This is a genomic window from Rhizobium sp. AN73 (assembly GCF_030757975.1).
GTDB classification, from domain to species: domain Bacteria; phylum Pseudomonadota; class Alphaproteobacteria; order Rhizobiales; family Rhizobiaceae; genus Agrobacterium; species Agrobacterium arsenijevicii.
This window is the reverse complement of the sequence record NZ_JARWME010000002.1, coordinates 2,827,427-2,847,429: the sequence shown is the minus strand read 5'-3', so window position 1 is coordinate 2,847,429 and position 20,003 is coordinate 2,827,427. Positions and strand designations below refer to the sequence as shown.

14 protein-coding genes and 1 pseudogene are annotated in these 20,003 nt (G+C 59.2%); 10 read left to right on the top strand and 5 right to left on the bottom strand.

Going from position 1 to position 20,003, the window contains the following annotated elements; all coding sequences use genetic code 11:
• The first annotated feature begins 209 nt into the window (after window positions 1-209).
• From RBH10_RS23790 to RBH10_RS23775, 4 genes are read left to right on the top strand one after another with little or no spacing between them, the layout of a single operon-like run.
• Window positions 210-965, top strand: a complete 756-nt coding sequence (locus RBH10_RS23790) for a GntR family transcriptional regulator (RefSeq protein WP_281038199.1) — start codon at window positions 210-212, stop codon at window positions 963-965.
• A gap of 26 nt (window positions 966-991) precedes the next feature.
• Window positions 992-2,014, top strand: a complete 1,023-nt coding sequence (locus RBH10_RS23785; protein WP_281038200.1) for an SIS domain-containing protein — start codon at window positions 992-994, stop codon at window positions 2,012-2,014.
• Complete coding sequence (gene nagA / locus RBH10_RS23780; protein WP_281038201.1) at window positions 2,011-3,177, top strand: N-acetylglucosamine-6-phosphate deacetylase; 1,167 nt, start codon at window positions 2,011-2,013, stop codon at window positions 3,175-3,177. The genes RBH10_RS23785 and nagA overlap by 4 nt, the downstream gene beginning before the upstream one ends.
• 3 nt (window positions 3,178-3,180) lie before the next feature.
• Window positions 3,181-4,107 carry an ROK family protein gene (locus tag RBH10_RS23775; protein ID WP_281038202.1) on the top strand — a complete coding sequence of 309 codons (927 nt, stop codon included), beginning with the start codon at window positions 3,181-3,183 and terminating at the stop codon, window positions 4,105-4,107.
• A 6-nt stretch (window positions 4,108-4,113) separates the two neighbouring features.
• Here RBH10_RS23775 and RBH10_RS23770 read toward each other — a convergent pair whose 3' ends face one another.
• Both RBH10_RS23770 and RBH10_RS23765 read right to left on the bottom strand, forming a co-directional pair.
• The gene (locus RBH10_RS23770; RefSeq protein ID WP_281038203.1) at window positions 4,114-5,370 is read right to left on the bottom strand and encodes an FAD-dependent oxidoreductase; all 1,257 of its coding nucleotides are present in this window, start codon (window positions 5,368-5,370) and stop codon (window positions 4,114-4,116) included.
• A 32-nt stretch (window positions 5,371-5,402) separates the two neighbouring features.
• The gene (locus RBH10_RS23765; RefSeq protein ID WP_281038204.1) at window positions 5,403-6,104 is read right to left on the bottom strand and encodes a phosphatase PAP2 family protein; all 702 of its coding nucleotides are present in this window, start codon (window positions 6,102-6,104) and stop codon (window positions 5,403-5,405) included.
• Between the two features lie 134 nt (window positions 6,105-6,238).
• Between RBH10_RS23765 and dxr the strand changes: the two are divergent.
• A pseudogene (gene dxr / locus RBH10_RS23760) lies at window positions 6,239-7,431 on the top strand (1-deoxy-D-xylulose-5-phosphate reductoisomerase).
• A 118-nt stretch (window positions 7,432-7,549) separates the two neighbouring features.
• Here dxr and RBH10_RS23755 read toward each other — a convergent pair.
• Window positions 7,550-8,032 (bottom strand): hypothetical protein, encoded by a 483-nt coding sequence (locus RBH10_RS23755; RefSeq protein ID WP_306180920.1) that lies wholly within the window; start codon window positions 8,030-8,032, stop codon window positions 7,550-7,552.
• 168 nt (window positions 8,033-8,200) lie between these two features.
• Window positions 8,201-9,418: a 5-aminolevulinate synthase gene (gene hemA / locus RBH10_RS23750; RefSeq protein WP_045021181.1), complete on the bottom strand. Its 1,218-nt coding sequence runs from the start codon at window positions 9,416-9,418 to the stop codon at window positions 8,201-8,203.
• A 372-nt stretch (window positions 9,419-9,790) separates the two neighbouring features.
• Here hemA and RBH10_RS23745 point away from each other — a divergent pair, with 372 nt between their 5' ends.
• From RBH10_RS23745 to RBH10_RS23725, 5 genes are all read left to right on the top strand, one after another.
• The gene (locus RBH10_RS23745; RefSeq protein ID WP_003504940.1) at window positions 9,791-10,042 is read left to right on the top strand and encodes a YMGG-like glycine zipper-containing protein; all 252 of its coding nucleotides are present in this window, start codon (window positions 9,791-9,793) and stop codon (window positions 10,040-10,042) included.
• 174 nt (window positions 10,043-10,216) lie between these two features.
• Window positions 10,217-12,142: an autotransporter assembly complex family protein gene (locus RBH10_RS23740; RefSeq protein WP_281038207.1), complete on the top strand. Its 1,926-nt coding sequence runs from the start codon at window positions 10,217-10,219 to the stop codon at window positions 12,140-12,142.
• Between the two features lie 45 nt (window positions 12,143-12,187).
• The gene (locus RBH10_RS23735; RefSeq protein ID WP_281038208.1) at window positions 12,188-16,348 is read left to right on the top strand and encodes a translocation/assembly module TamB domain-containing protein; all 4,161 of its coding nucleotides are present in this window, start codon (window positions 12,188-12,190) and stop codon (window positions 16,346-16,348) included.
• Between the two features lie 167 nt (window positions 16,349-16,515).
• Complete coding sequence (locus tag RBH10_RS23730; protein ID WP_003504949.1) at window positions 16,516-16,992, top strand: chemotaxis protein CheW; 477 nt, start codon at window positions 16,516-16,518, stop codon at window positions 16,990-16,992.
• 372 nt (window positions 16,993-17,364) lie between these two features.
• On the top strand, window positions 17,365-19,101 hold the full coding sequence (locus tag RBH10_RS23725; protein ID WP_372339800.1) for a methyl-accepting chemotaxis protein: 1,737 nt from the start codon (window positions 17,365-17,367) through the stop codon (window positions 19,099-19,101).
• A gap of 53 nt (window positions 19,102-19,154) precedes the next feature.
• Here RBH10_RS23725 and fdhD read toward each other — a convergent pair whose 3' ends face one another.
• A complete protein-coding gene (gene fdhD, locus RBH10_RS23720; protein ID WP_281038210.1) occupies window positions 19,155-19,970 on the bottom strand; it encodes a formate dehydrogenase accessory sulfurtransferase FdhD in 816 nt (271 codons plus the stop codon).
• Window positions 19,971-20,003: the final 33 nt, after the last annotated feature.

Sequence of the window (20,003 nt, the reverse complement as noted above, 5' to 3'; positions counted from 1 at the left end):
ATGCCAATCGTCTAGAGCAATTACCATCACCGGAAAATTTTTTTGGTTAATGCGAAAATATCAAGCACATAGCCTTATTATTTGGCAAAAGGTCGAAAAAAACACCGATTAATCGTACAAATTCGCCAATGGTTTTATTTTGGTATTGCCGATTATGATGCATATGGTATAGCCGGAACTCGCCACATCGATTGTGACAGAGGTTATGGATGAACGGGGCAGTGCTTAATCTGGACGACCTGCAATCGGGAGGCGGCGGCCCGCTGTACCTGAAACTGCGTCAGACGATTGAAGATGCCATCAATGGTGGCCGCCTCAAACATGGCGATGCCTTGCCGCCCGAGCGCGATATTGCCGAAAGCGCCTGTGTCAGCCGCGTCACCGTGCGCAAGGCGGTGGACGATCTGGTCCGCGATGGTCTTCTGGTCCGCAGGCACGGTTCGGGCACCTTCGTCGTCAAACCCATCACCCGCATGCAGCAGCCGTTGACCAAGCTCACCTCATTTACGGAGGACATGCGCCGCCGGGGCATGGCTGCAAGCACGCGCTGGCTGGACAGGGGATTGTTTTACCCGACCGGCGACGAGATGATGGCTCTCGGCCTTTCCCAATCCGCCATGGTTGCCCGGTTGACGCGACTGCGCCTTGCCAACGATCAGCCGATCGCGCTCGAAATAACCAGCCTGCCGGGCGATATTCTGCCGGACCCGCAACTGGTGGAAAACTCGCTCTATCAGGAGCTTGAGAAAAACGGCATCCGCCCCGTCCGCGCCATTCAGCGCATCTCCGCCCGCAACCTGACGGACGAGGAGACCATGTTGCTTGGGGTTCCGCCGGGATCGGCTGCACTTTCCGTCCAGCGTATGGCCTATCTCGAAAGCGGACGCCTCATGGAAATATCTCGCGCCCTTTACCGCAGCGACGCCTACGATCTCGTCGCCGAACTGACAATGACCTCCGAGTGAACCATATCGACCAAGGACACAAAACGATGACAACCCTGATGCGCCAGGAAATCAATGAGATTCCCGATGCCGTCGCCCGCCTGCTGGACAATGCCGATGCCGCATTCCGCGAAGCCGGAGGCAAGCTGAAGGCTCGCGATCCGGCCGTTATCGTCACCATTGCGCGCGGATCGTCCGATCACGCCGCGCATTTCCTGAAATATGCGATCGAATTGCAGACCGGGCTTCCGGTCGCCTCGCTCGGCCCCTCGCTCGCCTCGATCTACCAGACGAAACTGCGGCTGGAACGGGCGGCGGCCTTCGCCGTATCGCAATCGGGCAAAAGCCCTGACATCGTTGCTTTGGCGGAAAGCGCCCGCAAGGGCGGCGCGCTCACCTTCTCCCTCGTCAACACCTTGCCTTCCCCCCTTGGCGAGGCCGCCAATCACGCCATCGACATCCACGCGGGACCTGAGAAGGCGGTTGCCGCCACCAAGTCCTTCGTCAATTCCATCGTCGCCGGCCTCGCGATCCTTGCCGAATGGACGGAAGACAGCCTGCTGGCCAAGGCCGTCAGCGCCCTGCCACAGAATTTCGCCAAGGCAATCGCACTCGACTGGAGCCATATCGCCGAGGCGGTGAAGGGCGAGGATTCACTTTATATGCTGGGCCGTGGCCCCGCCCTTGCCATTGCTGCGGAAGCCGCATTGAAGTGCAAGGAAACCTGCGAGTTGCATGCGGAAGCCTATTCGTCGGCGGAAGTCATGCACGGGCCCGTCTCCCTCGTCGCGCCGAAATTTCCCATCATCGCTTTTGCCGCGCGCGACCGCGCCGAGACTTCCGTGACGGATATTGCCGCAAGCCTTGCCCATAAGGGCGCAAATGTTTTCGTCACGTCAGCCAAAGGCAGCCCGGCCAAGCCCCTACCCTTCGTGGAAACCAACCATCCGCTGACCGATGCCCTGTTGCTGATCGCGCCGTTTTACGGCTTCATCGAGCAATTGTCGCGTGCACGGGGCTTCAACCCGGATGCCCCCGTGGCATTGAAGAAGGTTACGGAAACCCAATGAGCGGCATCAAGGCATTTGTCGGCGCCCGCATTTTCGATGGCGCCGCTTGGCACGATGGCAAGGTGCTTCTGACCCGCGACGGGCATGTCGCTGATATCACAGACCAAGCGCCCGCCAGGGCAGAGCTTATCGATGCGGACGGGCTGTTGATTGCGCCGGGCTTCATCGACCTTCAGGTCAATGGCGGCGGCGGGGTTATGTTCAACAACCAGCCGGATGTGGCAGGCATTGCCCGCATCTGTTCCGCCCACGCCAAATTCGGCACCACGGCGCTGATGGTCACGCTCATCACCGACCGGCCGGACGTGACAGCCAAAGCGGCACAGGCGGGCATTGCCGCAGGCAAGGCACATGTGCCCGGTTTCCTCGGCCTGCATTTCGAGGGACCGCATCTTTCCGTTGCGCGCAAGGGCACGCATGATCCGGCGCTGATCCGCAAGATGGAGACGACCGATCTCGCTGTTCTGACAGCTTGCAAGACGGAGCTGCCCTTCGTGCTGACGACCATTGCCCCGGAAAACGTGACGGTTGAGCAGGTTGCAGCACTCAGGGACGCCGGCATCGTCGTCAGCCTCGGCCATACCGATATGGGTCTCAGCGTGGCGACGGCCTATGCTGAAGCCGGCGCATCGATGGTGACCCATCTCTTCAACGCCATGAGCCCGCTCGGTCACCGTGAACCTGGGCTGGTCGGGGCAGCGCTTTCAAACGGCAAGCTGGATTGCGGGCTTATCGCCGACGGTTTCCATGTCGATCCGGCAGCAATCGGCATTGCGCTCCGTGCCAAGAACGGTCCTGCCCGCATCTTCCTCGTCACCGATGCCATGTCCACCATCGGCACGGATGATGACGGTTTCGAACTGAACGGCCGGCGGGTCTATCGCAACGGCGGCAGGCTGACGCTTGCCGACGGTACGCTGGCGGGCGCGGATATCGACATGCTCTCCTGCATCCGCTTCATGCATGAGAAGATGAAAACACCGCTGGAAGAAGCTTTGAGAATGGCATCCGCCTATCCGGCGCAGGCAATCGGCGCGTCGGCCAAGGGAAAACTTCTGCCCGGCTTCGATGCGGATTTCGTCATGCTGACACCAGACCTCCAGATGCATTCCACATGGATATCAGGAGAAAAAATCTACGATGCCACGCGTTCTGGAGTGTGAACCATGATCGTTTGTTTCGATATCGGCGGAACGACCATCAAGGGCGCGATTGCCCATGCGCCGGACGATATTCGCCCCGTGCCGCGCATACCGACGCCAAAGACCAGTTTCGAGGACTTTGCCGCCGGCCTCAAATCCGTCATCGACAGTAGCGGCGGCACACCCGACTGCGTGTCACTGTCGATTGCGGGCGTCATCGATCTCGACACCGGCAGGGCAACGGTCGCAAACATTCCGAGCATTCACCGCAGAGTGTTAAAAGACGATCTGGAAAAAGCCCTGAACCTTCCCGTCATTGTTTCGAACGATGCGGATTGTTTTGTGATCGCAGAATCGGAAATCGGCTCCGGACGGGGACATCGCGTCGTCTTCGGCGTCATCCTCGGATCGGGTGTTGGCGGCGGGCTGGTGATCGACGGCAAGCTCATCAACAGCGACGGCGGATTTGCCGGCGAATGGGGGCACGGGCCAGTGGCCGCGACTTTGGCCGGCAACCCGCCTGTATCGCTGCCGCGCTTCGAATGCGGTTGCGGCCTCACCGGCTGTGTCGATGCAATCGGTAGCGCTCGCGGCATGGAAAAGCTGCACTCACATCTTCACCGGCAAGATATGACCAGCGAGGATATTATTGCCGCATGGCAGGCGGGAGATGCGGAAGCAGCAAGAACCATCGATGTCCTCGTCGATATTCTCGCCTCGCCGCTGGCGATGGTGATCAACGTCACCGGCGCAACCATTGTCCCGGTGGGCGGTGGGCTTTCGAACTCCAGAGAACTTCTGACCGCACTGGACGAGGCGGTCAGAAGCCGCATTCTCAGACGCTTCGACCGCCCGCTGGTCGTGCCTGCCATCTGCCGGATCGAGCCGGGTCTGATCGGTTCTGCGGTTATCGGGCTGAAATATGCGAAGGAAATCGGCAACCCCGCCTGAGTTGCCTTATACCGTCTCTATCTTTTCCCGACGGAAGCCCAGCCCCACCAGCCGGCCGGTCAAATGGGCAAGAAGCGGAAACCGCATGATCGCCAGCACGAAGGCTGGTGGTCCTTTCCGCTTTTCCGGCGTATCCGCCTGCTCCTTCTTGCGGCCGATACGCATCATGCGCTGTAGAAATTGCGTGGCCTTGGTGGGGAAGGATCGCCGTTTTTCGATGGCGGCAAGATCGTCATCGGCGATGGCCCGACCGGACAGAAGCACCGGCACCAGGACATTGGCGGCCGCGACAGCATCCTGAACGGCCAGATTGATGCCGACGCCGCCAACGGGCGACATGGCATGGGCCGCGTCACCGATGCAGATCAGGCCGGGTTTCCACCAGCACTTCAGCCGGTCGATGCGAACGGTCAGCAGATGCACATCATCCCAACTCGCAATCTCGTCGAGCCTTTCACGAGGGAAAGGGCAGATTTCCGCAACCCTGTCCCTGAACGCCACGAGCCCCTCAAGCTTTATGTCCTCGAAAAAGCCCTTTCGCACCACATAACCGCATTGCCAGTAATCGCCGCGGTTGATCATCACGAAACCCTGCCGCGAGCCCGCATGACCCATGGTGTCGGCCGGATCGCCCGGCTGTCTCGAAAGGCGCAACCACAACACCTCGGTCGGGACGCCGAAACGCTGGACCTCGAGCCCCGCTAACTCGCGGACGATGGAGTTACGCCCATCCCCGCCTACCACCAGATCGGCGGCGATCTCGATTAAACCTTCCGCCGTATTGACGATGAGACCGCCGACACGCCCGTCGCCCTCGATCAAACCGGTAACCGGCGCATTCATCAGTAACCGAAAATTTTCGTATTGCCCGGCCTTGCCAACGATGAAATTGAGAAAATCCCATTGCGGCATGAAGGCGATGAAGCGATGGCGGACCGGCAGCTTAGAAAAATCCGCAATCGTGATGCGCTCGCCGCCGATAACCGCGTTCAACCGTGGCGCACGCGTATGCGGCAGGCTGAGGAACTCATCGACGAAACCCAGCTGCTCCATCAGTTCAAGCGTCGAGGGATGGATGGTATCGCCACGAAAATCGCGCAAAAAATCCCCGTGTTTCTCGACCACGGTGACGTCGATACCGCTGCGGGCAAGCAACAGGCCAAGCATCAAGCCCGCCGGCCCACCACCGGCGACAGCAACCGAGGTGCGGATGTGCTGAACGGCCCTGCCGTCATTGTCCGGCACGACTTTCGCTTCTTCCATCACCGTCCCCCTATCCGTTCCGTTAAACGGCGCTATCGCGTATCCGTCGCCGGAAGGTTTGCATTTTTCGGCTGTGGCCAGCCATGCTCATCGAAACGGAAAAGCATTTCGGACCGGGCAAAGATAAAGGCGAAGGCCGTGGCAGTCCACATGCCGAGCAGCAGGCCCGCGGCAACATCGCTTGGATAATGTGCACCAACGATGACACGCGAAACGCCGATGGCAAGGGCGAGCGGAAAAAACGCCCAGCGAAAACGCGGTATCAGCATGGCGAAGACGCCGAAAAACGCCCCGGCTGCGGTCGAATGGCCGGAGGGGAAACTTTCATAGAGATTGTTGCCGCTAAACGGGGTGAGACTGTAGGCACCCAGTTCCACAAAAAGCTCCGGTCGAGCCCGTCCGATCAGGTACTTCAGAACATGAACCAATATGCCCGCCGTGCCGATCGTCAGGAAGAAATAGGCAAGGAGACGCCATGCCGTTCTCAGCCGTCCGGCATAGGTCCGCGCCTGCAACACCCGCGCACCGACATAGGCGAGTATGGCGAGCGCGCCCGTGGAATAAAGCATCCAGCCGAAAGTTCCGAAATTGGTAATGGTGCGATTGAACGAAACCACTCCGCCGGGAAGGGCCTGAGCGCTTTCGGAAAGGCGTGGATCGAAAGGAATAAAGACGCAGACCAGCACAAGGCTTGCCGCAAAAATCCATCCGCTGGATACTAGGAAACGTCGCATCGAGGCTCTCTTTTGTTTTTCTTGTACATGGCTTTGCCATCCGCAAAAACAATAGCCTGGCTGTGTCCTTGTTATGGCAGGTTTTCGCGAGTAGAGGCTAAACGTGCGAACCGGAAACGACCCACGGACCAAAGATGACAAATACCAGTGAAATGCCACGCAAGCTGACAATATTGGGTTCGACTGGTTCGATCGGTACGAACACGCTGGACGTCGTCAGGCAACTGGGTGGTCGCGGCCAATTCGAGATCATGGCGCTGACCGGCGCGGGCAACATCGATCTTCTGGCGGAACAGGCGCGTGAGTTCGAGCGCAGCTTGCGGTTACGGCCGACGATGACAAATATGAAGCGCTGAAAGCCGCCCTCGCCGGCACGGGCATCAAGGTTGCGGCGGGTAAATCCGGTCTCGAAGAAGCGGCTTTGATGGATGCCGGCTGGGTAATGGCGGCAATTGCCGGAACACCCGGCCTTGCCCCGACGTTGACTGCGGCGCGACGCGGCGCGGACATCGCGCTTGCCAACAAGGAATGCCTGGTTTCGGCGGGCGATGTTTTTCTTCGCACGGTCAAACAGGGCGGCGGCAGGTTGATCCCGGTCGACAGCGAACACAGTGCGATTTTCCAGTGCCTGACGGGTGAACACAAACAGGCCGTGGAACGTATCGTGCTGACCGCATCCGGTGGGCCGTTCCGCACCTGGTCGCGCGATGAGATGGCCAATGTCACGGCGGATATCGCCCGCGCTCACCCCAACTGGTCGATGGGATTGAAAGTGTCGATCGGCAGCGCCTCCATGTTCAACAAGGGTCTGGAAATGATCGAGGCGAAATACCTCTTCGATCTCAGGCCCGATCAGGTGGAAGTGATCGTCCATCCGCAATCGATCATACATTCGATGGTCGGTTATACGGACGGTTCCTACATCGCCCAGCTCGGCTCCCCCGACATGCGCACCGCCATTTCCTATGCCCTCACCTACCCTGAGCGCGGCGATCTCAATGTCGAGCGTCTGGATTTTGCCAAACTGGCGCGGCTCGATTTCGAAGCGCCTGACGAGGTCAGGTTTCCGGCACTCCGGCTGGCGCGAACGGCGCTGGAACGCGGAGGCTTGCAGGGCGCGGCCCTGAATGCGGCCGAAGAAACCGCATTTCACGCCTTTGTCGAGGGCGGCATCGGTTTTCTCGATATGGCCGAAATCGTCGAAACGGTCATGGACCGCATGCATGACGGCCGCTCAGCCACCACCATCGAAGACGTATTCGCGGCGGACGAGGAAGCCCGCAATCACGCGCGGGAACTGGTTGTGGACATCGGGAAAGCGGCTTGAACTATATTGCTGAGGCGAGCCTCAAAGGGCGACGTCCTCGACAGTTCAAATTGGTGCGCGGCTCCGTTTCTGGAGCGTTCGTTGCACGGTCGCGCCGAGCAGCCGACTTGCCAGCGGCCTATTCCGACTTCATCCAGTAAGATATGACGCGAATTTTGTCTGGACTGTTCCAGTGGACCGATAGTTCGAAATCCGGGAACACCCAGCGGTGAATATCATAACGTCCTACCCGGGTCGGCTCACCAAGTTTGGCAATTGCGTCAGCCTTTGTGTCCGAGAAACGAAGGCCTTTCCACAAGGGTCCCCCATAGGTTTCGACACCTGCCTCATAGCCCCAGCAAGCGGAGCTGGTCAGCAGGTTAGGACCAACAGCATTGCCATCGCTTTCATCCACCAGGCTCTGGTCCTTGAAGTGGAAGCCCACGCCGAACGCCGTGGCGTCGAGATCAAATATCGGCAGATTCCTGTCGAGTTTGACGGCATTTGACCAGCTCACGCCAAAAGGCGCCACAAGCTTCGTGACGGCTTCGCTCTCGAATGGCTTTGCGATCGCGGATACGAAATCTTCCGGCTCGGGATACTGGATCGGGCTCTGCATCATACCTAGTCCGCATTTGAGTGGATTGTGCTCCACTCTGTCTGGCACCGATGGAATTCAACAGCTGTATGCGCCTGATATCAAGCGAAGAGTATCCGATGTAACGCATTCAGCGTCAAAATTCGCCTCGGACGGCTCTTCGCTCTCTTAACGAGAAATATCTGCCCGGTATTACGCTACTGCACGCGCCAGCGCGCAATGCGACCAGAGCTGGTGCAGCGCGCCGACCAGCTGTTCGATGTCGGCATCGGTGTGCAGCGGTGTCGGCGTGATGCGCAGACGCTCGGTCTTACGCGGAACGGTCGGATAATTGATCGGCTGCACGTAGACGCCGTGATTGTCGAGCAGGATATCCGAAATCCATTTGCACTTGGCGGCATCGCCCACCATGACCGGCACGATATGGCTGGGATTGTCCATATGCGGAATGCCGCGTGCATCCAGAAGGCCGCGCAGCTTGCGCACACGGTCCTGATGGCGGGCGCGCTCGAAGGGGCTTGCCTTCAGATGTTGGATCGAAGCGATTGCACCAGCGGCAAGCGAAGGCGGCAGGGCCGTCGTGAAGATGAAGCCGGAGGCGAAAGAACGGATGAAATCGCAGACCGCCGTGGAACCGGTAATATAACCGCCCATCACGCCGAAGGCCTTGCCGAGCGTTCCTTCGATGATTGTCAGGCGGTCCATCAGACCTTCGCGCTCGGCGATGCCGCCGCCGCGCGGGCCGTACATGCCGACGGCGTGAACCTCGTCGAGATAGGTCATTGCGCCATAACGATCGGCAAGATCGCAGATTTCCTTGATCGGCGCGATATCGCCGTCCATCGAATAGACGGATTCAAAGGCGATGAGCTTGGGCGCATTTGGATCGGCAGCCTTGAGCTTCGCCTCGAGATCTTCGAGATCGTTGTGCTTCCAGATCACCCGCTCGCAACGGCCGTAACGGATACCCTCAATCATCGATGCATGGTTGAGCGCATCGGAGAAAATGATGAGGCCGGGAATTTTCTGGCCAAGTGTGCCGAGTGTCGCCCAGTTGGAAACGTAACCCGACGTGAAGATCAGCGCCGATTCCTTGCCGTGCAGATCGGCAAGTTCCTGCTCCAGCAGGACGTGATAATGGTTGGTGCCCGAAATGTTCCGGGTGCCTCCCGCACCCGCGCCACAGTGATCGATGGCGGCTTTCATGGCTTCGATGACTTTCGGGTTCTGGCCCATGCCCAGATAATCGTTGGAACACCAGACGGTTACGTCCTTGCGTTCGCCATTGGCGTTGTACCGTGTCGCGCGGGGAAAATTGCCCTGCTGGCGTTCGATATCCGCAAAAACGCGATAGCGTCCCTCAGAATGCAGGCTCTGCAGTTCCGTTGTGAAAAATGCCTCGAAGTCCATGCCATGCTCCAGAATTGACCAGATCGTTTTTCTGCCTCGACACCGGGACCGTCAACCCTTGCGAGCTGCTTTAACCACGTCTGCGTCAATTCGCCGTTGTTTTGAACCATTCCAATAAACCGTTTATAGATGCGGATGAAAAGTACAAAATTGATTCACATCAAAAAACCGCGAGATTTGGAACCTTTTTCGCACCGCGCCGTTGTCTGGCACGCAATCGATTTACGCTCGCAGGAATGCCCGGAAGATGAGGCTTCCCTAAACGGTATCGAATTGTTAGTTATCTGTAGCGGTCGGAGGTAGCAGTCGCCGCAGATAAATATGGGACGCCTACCGAGCCGAAGAGCTCATTGTAACGTTGGAGAGAGTTTCATGAAAAAGGCAATCATATTTGCGCTCGTCGGCCTGTCGCTTGCAAGCTGCACGCAGACTGAAAAGGGCGCTTCGATCGGTGCCGTTTCCGGCGCTGTTATTGGTGGGGCAATCACGGGCAACGTTCGCGGCGCAGCAGTTGGCGCAGCGATCGGCGGTGTCGGCGGCGCGTTGATCGGCAATGCATCCGAGCCGGGTTATTGCTATTATCGCGACCAGTACGGTCAGCGTTACACGGCGCGTTGCCGTTAATCGCTGCACGAGATACCGTTGCACAGAAGCCCCGGTCACCCGGGGCTTTTTGCGTTAATGGGGCAAAACACGAGCCAAAGAGTCCCCAAAGCCGTTCGCTTATGATTAAATTGCAATGTTAACGGACAGGAAACGGGTCAGAGCGATAATAAATGCTCAACCATAAAGCAGCTTATGCGAAGAACACGGACTAACCCGAAGACAGGTATTGCGTATCGGAAAGCTTGCACCGCTCTTGCGGTTGCAGTCACGTTCGCCCTGTATCCGGCGTTTACCCGCGACGCTTTTGCCTTCAAGCTGTTCGGCGTGCGCCTCTGGGGTTCGGAAGAACCGGAGATTGAAGTTATCAATCCGGTCAAATATGCCGTCACGCTTGATGCGGCCGACGCCGATAAATCCCTCAAAGGCAGCCTGGAAAACAGCTCGCTTCTTCTGGCCGACAAGGACAAACCTGCCTCCGGCGATCTCGGCCTTCTGATCAAGGCGCGCGATGACCGGGACCGGCTGATCGCGGCACTTTATGAAAACGCCCGTTATGGCGGCATCGTCAAGGTCACCGTCGCCGGCAAGGACGTGGATGATCTGCCGCCCAATCCGGTGTTCGATCATTCCGCGCCGGTGCCCGTGGTGATCACGGTCACGCCCGGCCCGGTCTTCACGCTTGGCAATGTCCGGCTTGAGGGTGATGTGACCGGCCGCAACCTCGAGCAATACGGCCTGACGACCGGCGGCGATGCCGGATCTCTGGCGATTATTCGCGCCGGCAACAAACTGATCGCCGATCTGAAGGCCGAAGGCCGCCCGCTTGCCAAGCTGACGAAACGCGAGGCGGTTGCGAACCACGCGACGAACACGGTCGACATTACCATGGCCGCTGAAGGCGGACCGGTCGCTCCCCTCGGTGCTGTAACTGTCACCGGCGAAAAAACCGTCGATGGCGACTTCATTCGCCGTTATTCGCGCCTCAATGGCGGCGAACCCTATTCCCCGGAAAAGCTGCGCAAGGCTGCGGACCGGCTGCGCCAGCTCGGCGTCTTTTCCAGCCTGACAATCAAGGAAGCCGGAACGCTTTCGCGCGACGGCTCCATTCCGCTCACCATCGAGGTGTCGGAAGGCAAGCACCGCTATTTCGGTGTCGGCGCGCAATATTCCACTACGGAAGGCATCGGCCTTCAGGGTTATTGGGGCCACCGGAACCTGTTCGGACAGGCGGAATCGCTGCGTATCGAAGGCTCGGTTTCGCGCATTGCCGAAGCGTCGAGCGTCGAAGGCATGGACTATTCGGCGGGCATCACCTTCACCAAGCCCGGCATGTTCAATCCGCGCACCACATTCAAGACCAGCCTGATTGCCAAGACCGAGCATCCCGATACCTATGAGGCGAAGACGCTGACGGGAGCCGCCGGTTTCAGCTATGAGCTGAACGACACCGATACCGCCGCTGCCGGTCTTGAGGTGCAATGGTCCGACACCGAAGACGCATTCGGCAAGAATGAATATCTGACCACCTCCATTCCGCTGGAGTTTGTTCGCGACACGCGCGACGACAAGCTCAATCCCACCGAAGGCTTTCGCGCATCGCTGGCTGCCAAGCCCAGCTACGAAGCGCTGAACGGCACGTTCTTCTCCTCCTTTGAAGGCTCCATTTCGGGCTACAAGGGACTTGGCGCCGAAGACCGGCTGATCATGGCCGGAAAGCTCTCCGGCGGCGTGCTCGTCGGCGGCAGCAACCTGCAGGACATCCCCACCACCCGGCGCTTTTATGCCGGCGGCGGCGGATCGGTGCGCGGTTACAGCTATCAGGAAATATCGCCCTATAACGCTGCCGGCGACGCGACCGGCGGCCGTTCCTATGTGGTCGGCTCCATCGAGGCCCGCATCAAGGTCACCGATACGATCGGCATTGTGCCCTTCATCGACGCCGGCGTGGTTTCGGATGAGGTGACTCCCGATTTCTCCGATATCCGGGCTGGCGCCGGTATCGGTTTGCGTTACGCGACGCCCTTCGGGCCTCTGCGTCTCGATGTCGCCATGCCGCTTGAAAAATATGATGGTGGCAACAATTTCGGCATTTATGCTGGCATCGGCCAGTCTTTTTAAACGCCGCCATCGAACACCCTAGCAACAGAGTGTAGATTACGCTTGATGAAAACTTTGATTCGATTGCTGAAATGGCTGGGCTATGCTGCTCTTTGCGGCGTGGTGCTGGTGTTGCTTGCGGTTCTGTTCGTCGGTCTGACCCCGATGGGCGCCAGAATTGCCGCAAAGCAGATTTCATCACTCGTATCCACGCCTGACCAGACGATCGAAATCTCTCCGCCCAGCGGTCTTCTGACCGGTCGCCTGCGGCTCGACAATGTCACCCTTTCGGATCGACAGGGACCTTACGCCCGTGTGAACCAGATTGCCGTCGACTGGTCGCCGCTCTCGCTTCTTGCCGGAACCTTCCATGCCGACCGGGTGTCAGCCGGATCGATCGATGTCGAGCGCAAACCGCTTGCCCCTGAGCAAACAGCAACCAAAAGCTCCGGCAGTTCTTCGCTGCCGATTGAAATCGGCATCGACGATTTCAATTTTCCCGACATCAGCCTCGGGCAGTCGCTTCTTGGTCGCCCCTTCGACCTGACCGCCGAAGGCAATCTCAAGGCCGCAAAGGACGACATCAGGCTGTCGCTCACCGCCCGCCGGCAGAATGCTCCGGACGCCGCCATCAATGCAGACATTGCATTTCTGCCGAATGAAAATGTCTTAAAGCTGAAAGCCGAGATGAAGGAGCCCGAGGGCGGGCTTCTCGCCACGCTGCTTTCGCTTCCCGGCACGCCAGCAGTGGCCATCGACGTGAACGGCGAAGGACCGCTTTCCGATTGGACCGGCACCTTGCGCGGCAATGTTGCCGGCAACCAGGTTGTCAATGTCACCGGCCACCATCTTCTTGGCGATGACGGCACACGCCGTATCGAGATTGCAGGCGGCGGCCAGCCCGATCTGCTTCTGCCTCCTGCTTTCCGCCAGCTTTTTGCCGGTGAGACCAAGCTCGATGCAAACGCCACGCTCTCGCCGCAAGGCCGCATCGAAATCGGCAGCAGCACGCTGGAGACCGGCACATTGCTGCTGACAGCCTCCGGCATCGTCGATCCGAACGGCCAGAACGATCTCAGCGCCAACCTCATCGGCACCGCCGGCCCCGTAGATTTCCGCTGGCCGCTCAACAATGGCGAGGTCCAGGCCCTCATCAACGGCCTTGATCTTTCCCTGAAAGGCAACGCCGATGCCGCCCATCTCGACACCACCGCGTCGTTGCGCAGCCTTTCCCTGCCGCAGGGCAAGCTTGACGACATAAAACTGACGGCCAAGAGCAGCAATCTCAACATTGCCAATCGCAGCGGCACCATCGAAACCGTTCTGTCCGTAGCGCAATCGTCCTTCGTCAGCCCGGATATCGATCGGCTGGTGCGGGCGCCCGTCACCATCAAGGCACCACTCAGCCTCACCTCTTCCGCCATCGGCTTTGACGGCGCGACGCTGGAGAGCGCCAGTATCGGCGGAACGCTGAACGGCAGTTTCGACCTTACCAATAACCGCCTGACATCCAGCGTACAGCTCTTCGCGCTGCCCGCCACCCTGCCGCCAGCTCTGGCGGAAAAATTCGACACCACTATTGCCCTGCAGGGCGATATCGACCTGACCATTGGCGGGCGCACCAGCGTTCAGAACCTCGTGGTCAAATCCGGAACGATTGAGGCGGCTGGTGGTGTCAGCCTCGAAAACGATGCGTTAAGCGCCAGCCTGACGGGCAAATTTCCCGCTCTCGAAAAACTGACGCCGCAGGCGAAGGGCGTTGCCGATTTTGCAATCGAAGCCAGCGGCGCGCTCACCGCACCCGATTTCAACGTTACCTTGAGTTCCGAAAGTGCGACCCTTGCCGGACGAAAACTCGAAGCGCTGAAGGTCAATGCCTCTGGCAAGGCCGATCCGGCCGCACCGCAGGCAAAACTGACCGCCAGCGGCAGCCTTGACCGGCAGAAGATCGACGCCAACGCCAACGTAGTGCAGACCGAAAACGGCACGGCAATCCCCGAACTTCATGTGGCGGTGGGCCGCAACATATTGAACGGGCAGCTGCAATTCTCGCAGCAGTTCCTCCCCTCGGGCAATCTCTCCTTCAATTTCCCGGACCTGGCACTGCTGGCGGCACTTGCTGCGCAACAGGCGGAAGGCGATGTTGCCGGTGATATAGCCCTGAGCAACGCCAATGGCCGGATTGCCGCAACGATAAAGGCGAATGGCGGCAGCATCCGCCAGGGCACGACGGTGATTTCCAAGCTCGCCGCCGATATCTCCATCGATGACCTGCAGGCTCTCGCCATCAACGGAAAGATCAGCGCCGACAGCGTCAACGCCGGCACTGCGGCGATTTCTGCGCTGAATGCCACCATCGGACATTCCGGCACGACGACCAATTTCGATGTCAACGGTCGCTACGACAACGCGCCGCTGGTGGCGAAAGGCAGCGCCAGCACCGGCGGAACGCCGATAACAGTGCGGATCGATGCTTTCTCGGCCGCCCCCAAGGGCATTGCCGTCAGGCTCGAAAAACCGAGCACCATTGCGATCGAGAACGGTACGGCCCGCATCTCCGGCCTGACAATTATCACGGGCGACGGGCGCGTCGAAGTCAACGGTAGCGCCGGATCGACACTCGACATCAACGCCGATATCCGCTCGCTTCCCGCAAGTCTGGCCAATGCCTTCGCCACCGGTCTGGATGCGGCGGGCAACATATCCGGTACGGTCAGCGCCAAGGGTGCAGCATCCGATCCGGCCGTCGACTATAATCTGAACTGGACCAATGCCGAGGTGGCCCAGACCCGTGCCGCCGGGCTTGCCGCACTCGGCATCAAGGCCAACGGCCGTTTTGCCGCTGGTACCCTGCAGATCGACACAAACGTAACCGGTCAGGGCGGCATGTCGCTTTCGGGCGGCGGCTCCCTCGGCATTGCCGGCAACCGCCCCCTTTCCATGGCCTTTACCGGAAAACTGCCCTTCTCCGCCATTGCGGCGCAAACTGCGGCACAGGGCCTCGACGTGGACGGCACAGCCGCCATCGATGTGAAAATCTCCGGCAGCGCTTCTGCCCCTGTCGTTACTGGCAGCATCACCACCGATGGCACGCGCCTGACCGATGTGCGCCGGAACCTGACGATCAACGGATTGGCCGCAACCGTCACCTTCGATCGCGATCGCGCCGTCATCTCCCGCCTGACGGGCAAGCTTGCGGGCGGCGGAACTATCTCCGGAACCGGCAGTGTCGGTATAGTCGGCGGATCGGGTTTCCCGGCAGACATTACCATCACCCTGGATCGCGCCGGTTATAATGACGGCACGCTGGTGACGACGGTCGTCAGCGGCACGCTGACGCTGAAAGGTCCGCTCCTGAATTCGCCCATGCTTGGCGGCAAGCTGACGCTGGACAGAAGCGCCATCACCATTCCGGAGAAACTTCCAGCCTCGCTGACGGAAATCGACGTCAAGCACAAGAACGCCCCACCGCAGGTGCGGGCGCAGGTAAAGGCACTCGGTAACGATCAGGGCGGCAGTGGTAGTTCATCGACCATCAATCTCGATCTGCAGGTGAGCGCTCCGAGCGGTATCTTCGTGCGCGGGCGTGGCGTCGATGCCGAACTGACGGGCAACCTGACCATTCGCGGCACGGCGGCTGTTCCCGTTATTTCCGGCGGATTTGAAATGCGCCGCGGCAGGCTCGAAATCCTGACCCGCCGCCTCGATTTCAAGACCGGCAAGATAACCTTCGGCGGCGGCCTCGTGCCGGTTCTGGATATGGCGGCAGAGTCTACCACGGGTTCCGCCACCATCACCGTCGCGGTTTCCGGCAATGCCAACGACCCGACATTCGCCTTCTCCTCATCCCCTGCTTTGCCGCAGGATGAAGTTATGGCGCAGCTGATCTTCGGCCAGTCCATGTCCAAGCTCTCCGCCTTGCAGATCGCCCGGCTGGCGGATGCCGCCGCCCAGCTCGCCGGCGGGCGTTCCACCTCGCTGTTCGACAAGCTTAGAAGCAATCTCGGCGTCGACGATCTCGATATCTCCACCGACTCCGAAGGGCAGGCCCGCGTTTCCGCCGGCAAATATCTCAATGAAAGAACCTATCTCGAGTTGCAGCAGAGCGGTGATTCCGGCGCGAAGGCGATCATCAACCTCGATGTCGGGCGCGGCGTGAAATTGCGCGGCGAAGCGGGTGGCAATGGCGAGGGTGCGGCCGGCATATTTTACGAGAAGGAATATTGAGACCGGCTGCATTTAGGTTTGCGAAACCATCTCATGCTACGAATCATCCATTGAAGGCGGAAACGTGATTTCCGACTGTTCAGGCACCAGGCAGAACGCCAAATTCGCACATGCAAGTGTCGGTGCACTTGCGCTGGCCTCCACAGCGAGCATTGGGAAGAATTCTGATGGCAATGATAAACTCTACGAACTTTGGCGGCGAGACGCTCGAAATCATCGCATTCCGCCTGCATGACCAGGAATTCTGCGTGAAGACGACGACCATCCGCGAAATTCGCGGCTGGGCGCCTTCCACGCCCATTCCGCACGCGCCGAAAGACGTCATCGGCGTCATGAACCTGCGCGGCTCGGTCATCCCGATCATCGATCTGGCTCACAAGCTGGGGATGAAAAGCACCGTTGCAAATGAAAGAAGCGCCATCGTGGTGGCCGAAGTGCACAACATGGTCATCGGCATGCTCGTCGACCGCGTTTCGGATATCCTGACGATCCCGGCAAATCAGGTCCAGCCGGTTCCTGAAATCTCGGCCTCTTTCGACAAGTCCTATTCCGAAGGCATCATCGCCAACGAACATGGCATGATCTGCTTCCTGAACCTCGCAAAGATGTTCAAGGGAACCGAAGCAGAAGATCTCGCCGCCTGATCAGGCGATTACAGTCTGACGCAAGCGTTCAACTGCGATTATCGACAACAGAACCAGACCGCCGGAGCACCTGCCCGGCGGTTTTTGTTTTCCCGCTAGTCCTGCAACTTAAATAAGAACATTTTAATATTATAGATATCTAATATTAAAAGCCGACGAATAGTACCCGGCCTGCACGATATCACGTGGGCTGATACCTGACCGAGGTTGAAAAGTCGCAAGTGCCTGCATTGCTGCCTTCGGTGGCAAAACCTGTTCGTTGTTCAACATTATACGGCCCGAACCGCACCTCCTGTGCGGCAGCACGTGCCGTGAGCCGATATTTGGGGGACGTTAATGCTGGGGTTAGGGAAAAGCGCAGATAACCGAAATATGCTCGATGCGATCTCCAGATCGCAGGCGGTCATAGAGTTCGATCTCAAAGGCAATATTCTCACGGCAAACCGCAATTTCTGCATGGCGCTCGGCTATGATCTTACAGAGATCGTCGGCAAGCACCATCGCATGTTCTGCGACGGGGATCTTGTCGCATCGCGTGCCTATCAGGAATTCTGGGAATCTCTTGCACGCGGCGAATTTCAGGCCAAGGAATATCGCCGCATCCGCAAGGACGGATCGGCCATCTGGATCGAGGCCTCCTACAACCCCGTCTTTCGGTCTGGAAAGCCCTATAAGGTCATCAAGATCGCAACCGACATCACCGCAAAAAAGATCAAGGCAGTAGAAGATGCGGGCAAGCTGGAGGCGCTTTCCCGCTCCCAGGCCACCATCGAGTTTTTGCCTGACGGAACGATCATCACCGCCAATCCGAATTTCTGCGCCACGGTGAACTACGATCTGAAGGAGATCGAGGGCAGGCATCATCGCATGTTCTGCGACCCAGCCTATACCGCATCCCCGGCTTACGCCAGTTTCTGGCAACGGCTGGCATCGGGTGAATTCATCTCGGATGAATTCGTTCGCTACGGAAAGAACGGCAAGGAAATATGGATCCAGGCCGCCTATAATCCGGTGCTGAACGAGGCCGGCAAGGTGGTGAAAGTTGTGAAATTCGCGACCGACGTAACACCACGCATGAGCGCCATCACCGCTCTAGCCGATGCGTTGCAGGCGCTGGCCGAAGGCGATCTGTTGCAGCGCCTCGACAATAGCTTCGTGCCCAGCATGGAAAAACTGCGCCACGACTTCAACGACGTGGTCGGCAAGCTTCAGTCCACCATGCAGACGATCGCCCATAACGCCTCGACAATCGCATCCGGCTCGGGTGAAATCCGCATAGCCGCCGATCAACTCTCGCAACGCACCGAACAGCAAGCCGCCTCGCTGGAGGAAACCGCAGCCGCGCTGGAGGAAATCACCACCACCGTTACCGATGCCAGCCAGCGGGCCGGCGAGGCCGGGAAGCTGGTGCTGCGCACGAAAGATCACGCGGAACATTCCGGTGAAGTCGTTCAGCAGGCAATTTCCGCCATGGACGCGATTTCGCGCTCGTCCGGCGAAATCACCAACATCATCGGCGTCATCGACGATATCGCCTTCCAGACCAACCTTCTGGCGCTGAATGCGGGTGTCGAAGCAGCCCGTGCTGGCGAAGCGGGCAAGGGGTTTGCTGTGGTGGCACAGGAGGTGCGGGAACTTGCGCAACGATCCGCCGTTGCGGCCAAGGAAATCAAGTCCCTCATCAACACCTCCCGCGAGCAGGTCGCCAATGGTGTGGATCTGGTCGGCAGAACCGGCGGTGCCTTGCGTGATATTCAGTCGCAGATGGGCGAAATCGATGCCAATGTCTCGGCCATCGTCGAGGCATCGCGCGAACAGGCGAACGGGCTTCGAGAAATCAACCAGGCAGTCAACGTCATGGATCAGGCAACCCAGAAAAATGCTGCCATGGTGGAGGAAACCACCGCTGCCAGCCACGGCCTCGCCAATGAGGCGGACAATCTGCACGAATTGCTGCGGCAGTTCAGAATATCGCGCGAGGGACAAGTATCACCTGCCCAGCCGACAGACAAAAGGCCCGCTACAATCACCAGACTGCCGGCACCACAGCCACGATACGCCACGGCAAGGGCTCACGGAAACACGGTAGCCGAATGGGCGGAGTTTTAGGCCCCGCCTCGGCTGACGCCGCAACGCCACGGACAAGACTGTGGCCTTCGGCGCTATAAAATAACGCGGTCCGCACGGGTGAAGATTTCAAAATCTTCACCCCGGACCAGTGCAACAAGCGTGATGCCCGCTCTCTCCGCGGTTTCGATGGCAAGCGCGGTAGGTGCAGAAATCGCCGCCAGAACCGGACAACCGAGGATCGCCGTCTTCTGCACCATCTCCACCGACAGGCGGCTGGTGACGGCCACAATACCTGCCTCCGCGGAAATACTGGCATTCACGACCGCGCCAGCCAATTTATCGAGCGCATTGTGGCGGCCCACATCTTCGCGCACAGCAAGCAAGCCGTCTTGTGGATTGAAGAAACCCGCGCCGTGAACGGCTCGTGTTTCCCGGTTGAGGCTTTGCGCCTCGCTAAGCGCCTTCACCGCGGCAACGATGTCATCCCCCTGGACCGACATTGTCATGTCGCTCAAATCAGGGACCACACGAACCGCCTGTTCTATGGATTCGATCCCGCAGAGGCCGCAGCCCACCGGGCCCGCCATATGCCGCCGTCTCACCCGCAGGGCATCGGCCTCGGCATCCATCAAATCCACCTGGACATCATAACCCTGCCCGGCCTCGACCACCTCTATGCTCTGAATTTCAGCGCGTGCCGATATGATTCCCTCGGTAAGGCTGAAGCCAACGGCAAAATCGATGAGATCGGCAGGACTGGCCATCATCACCGCATGGGTGCTGCCACCATAAGAAAAGGCGACAGGCACCTCCTCCGGCACGGCACGCTCACCCGTGGTAAGGGCGCCCTGTCGCAGCGCGGTTCTCGCAACCCTTCGATAACTTGCTTCAGCCGACACGACGATCATCCCTCCATGATAAGGAACGCGCCCTCACGTCAG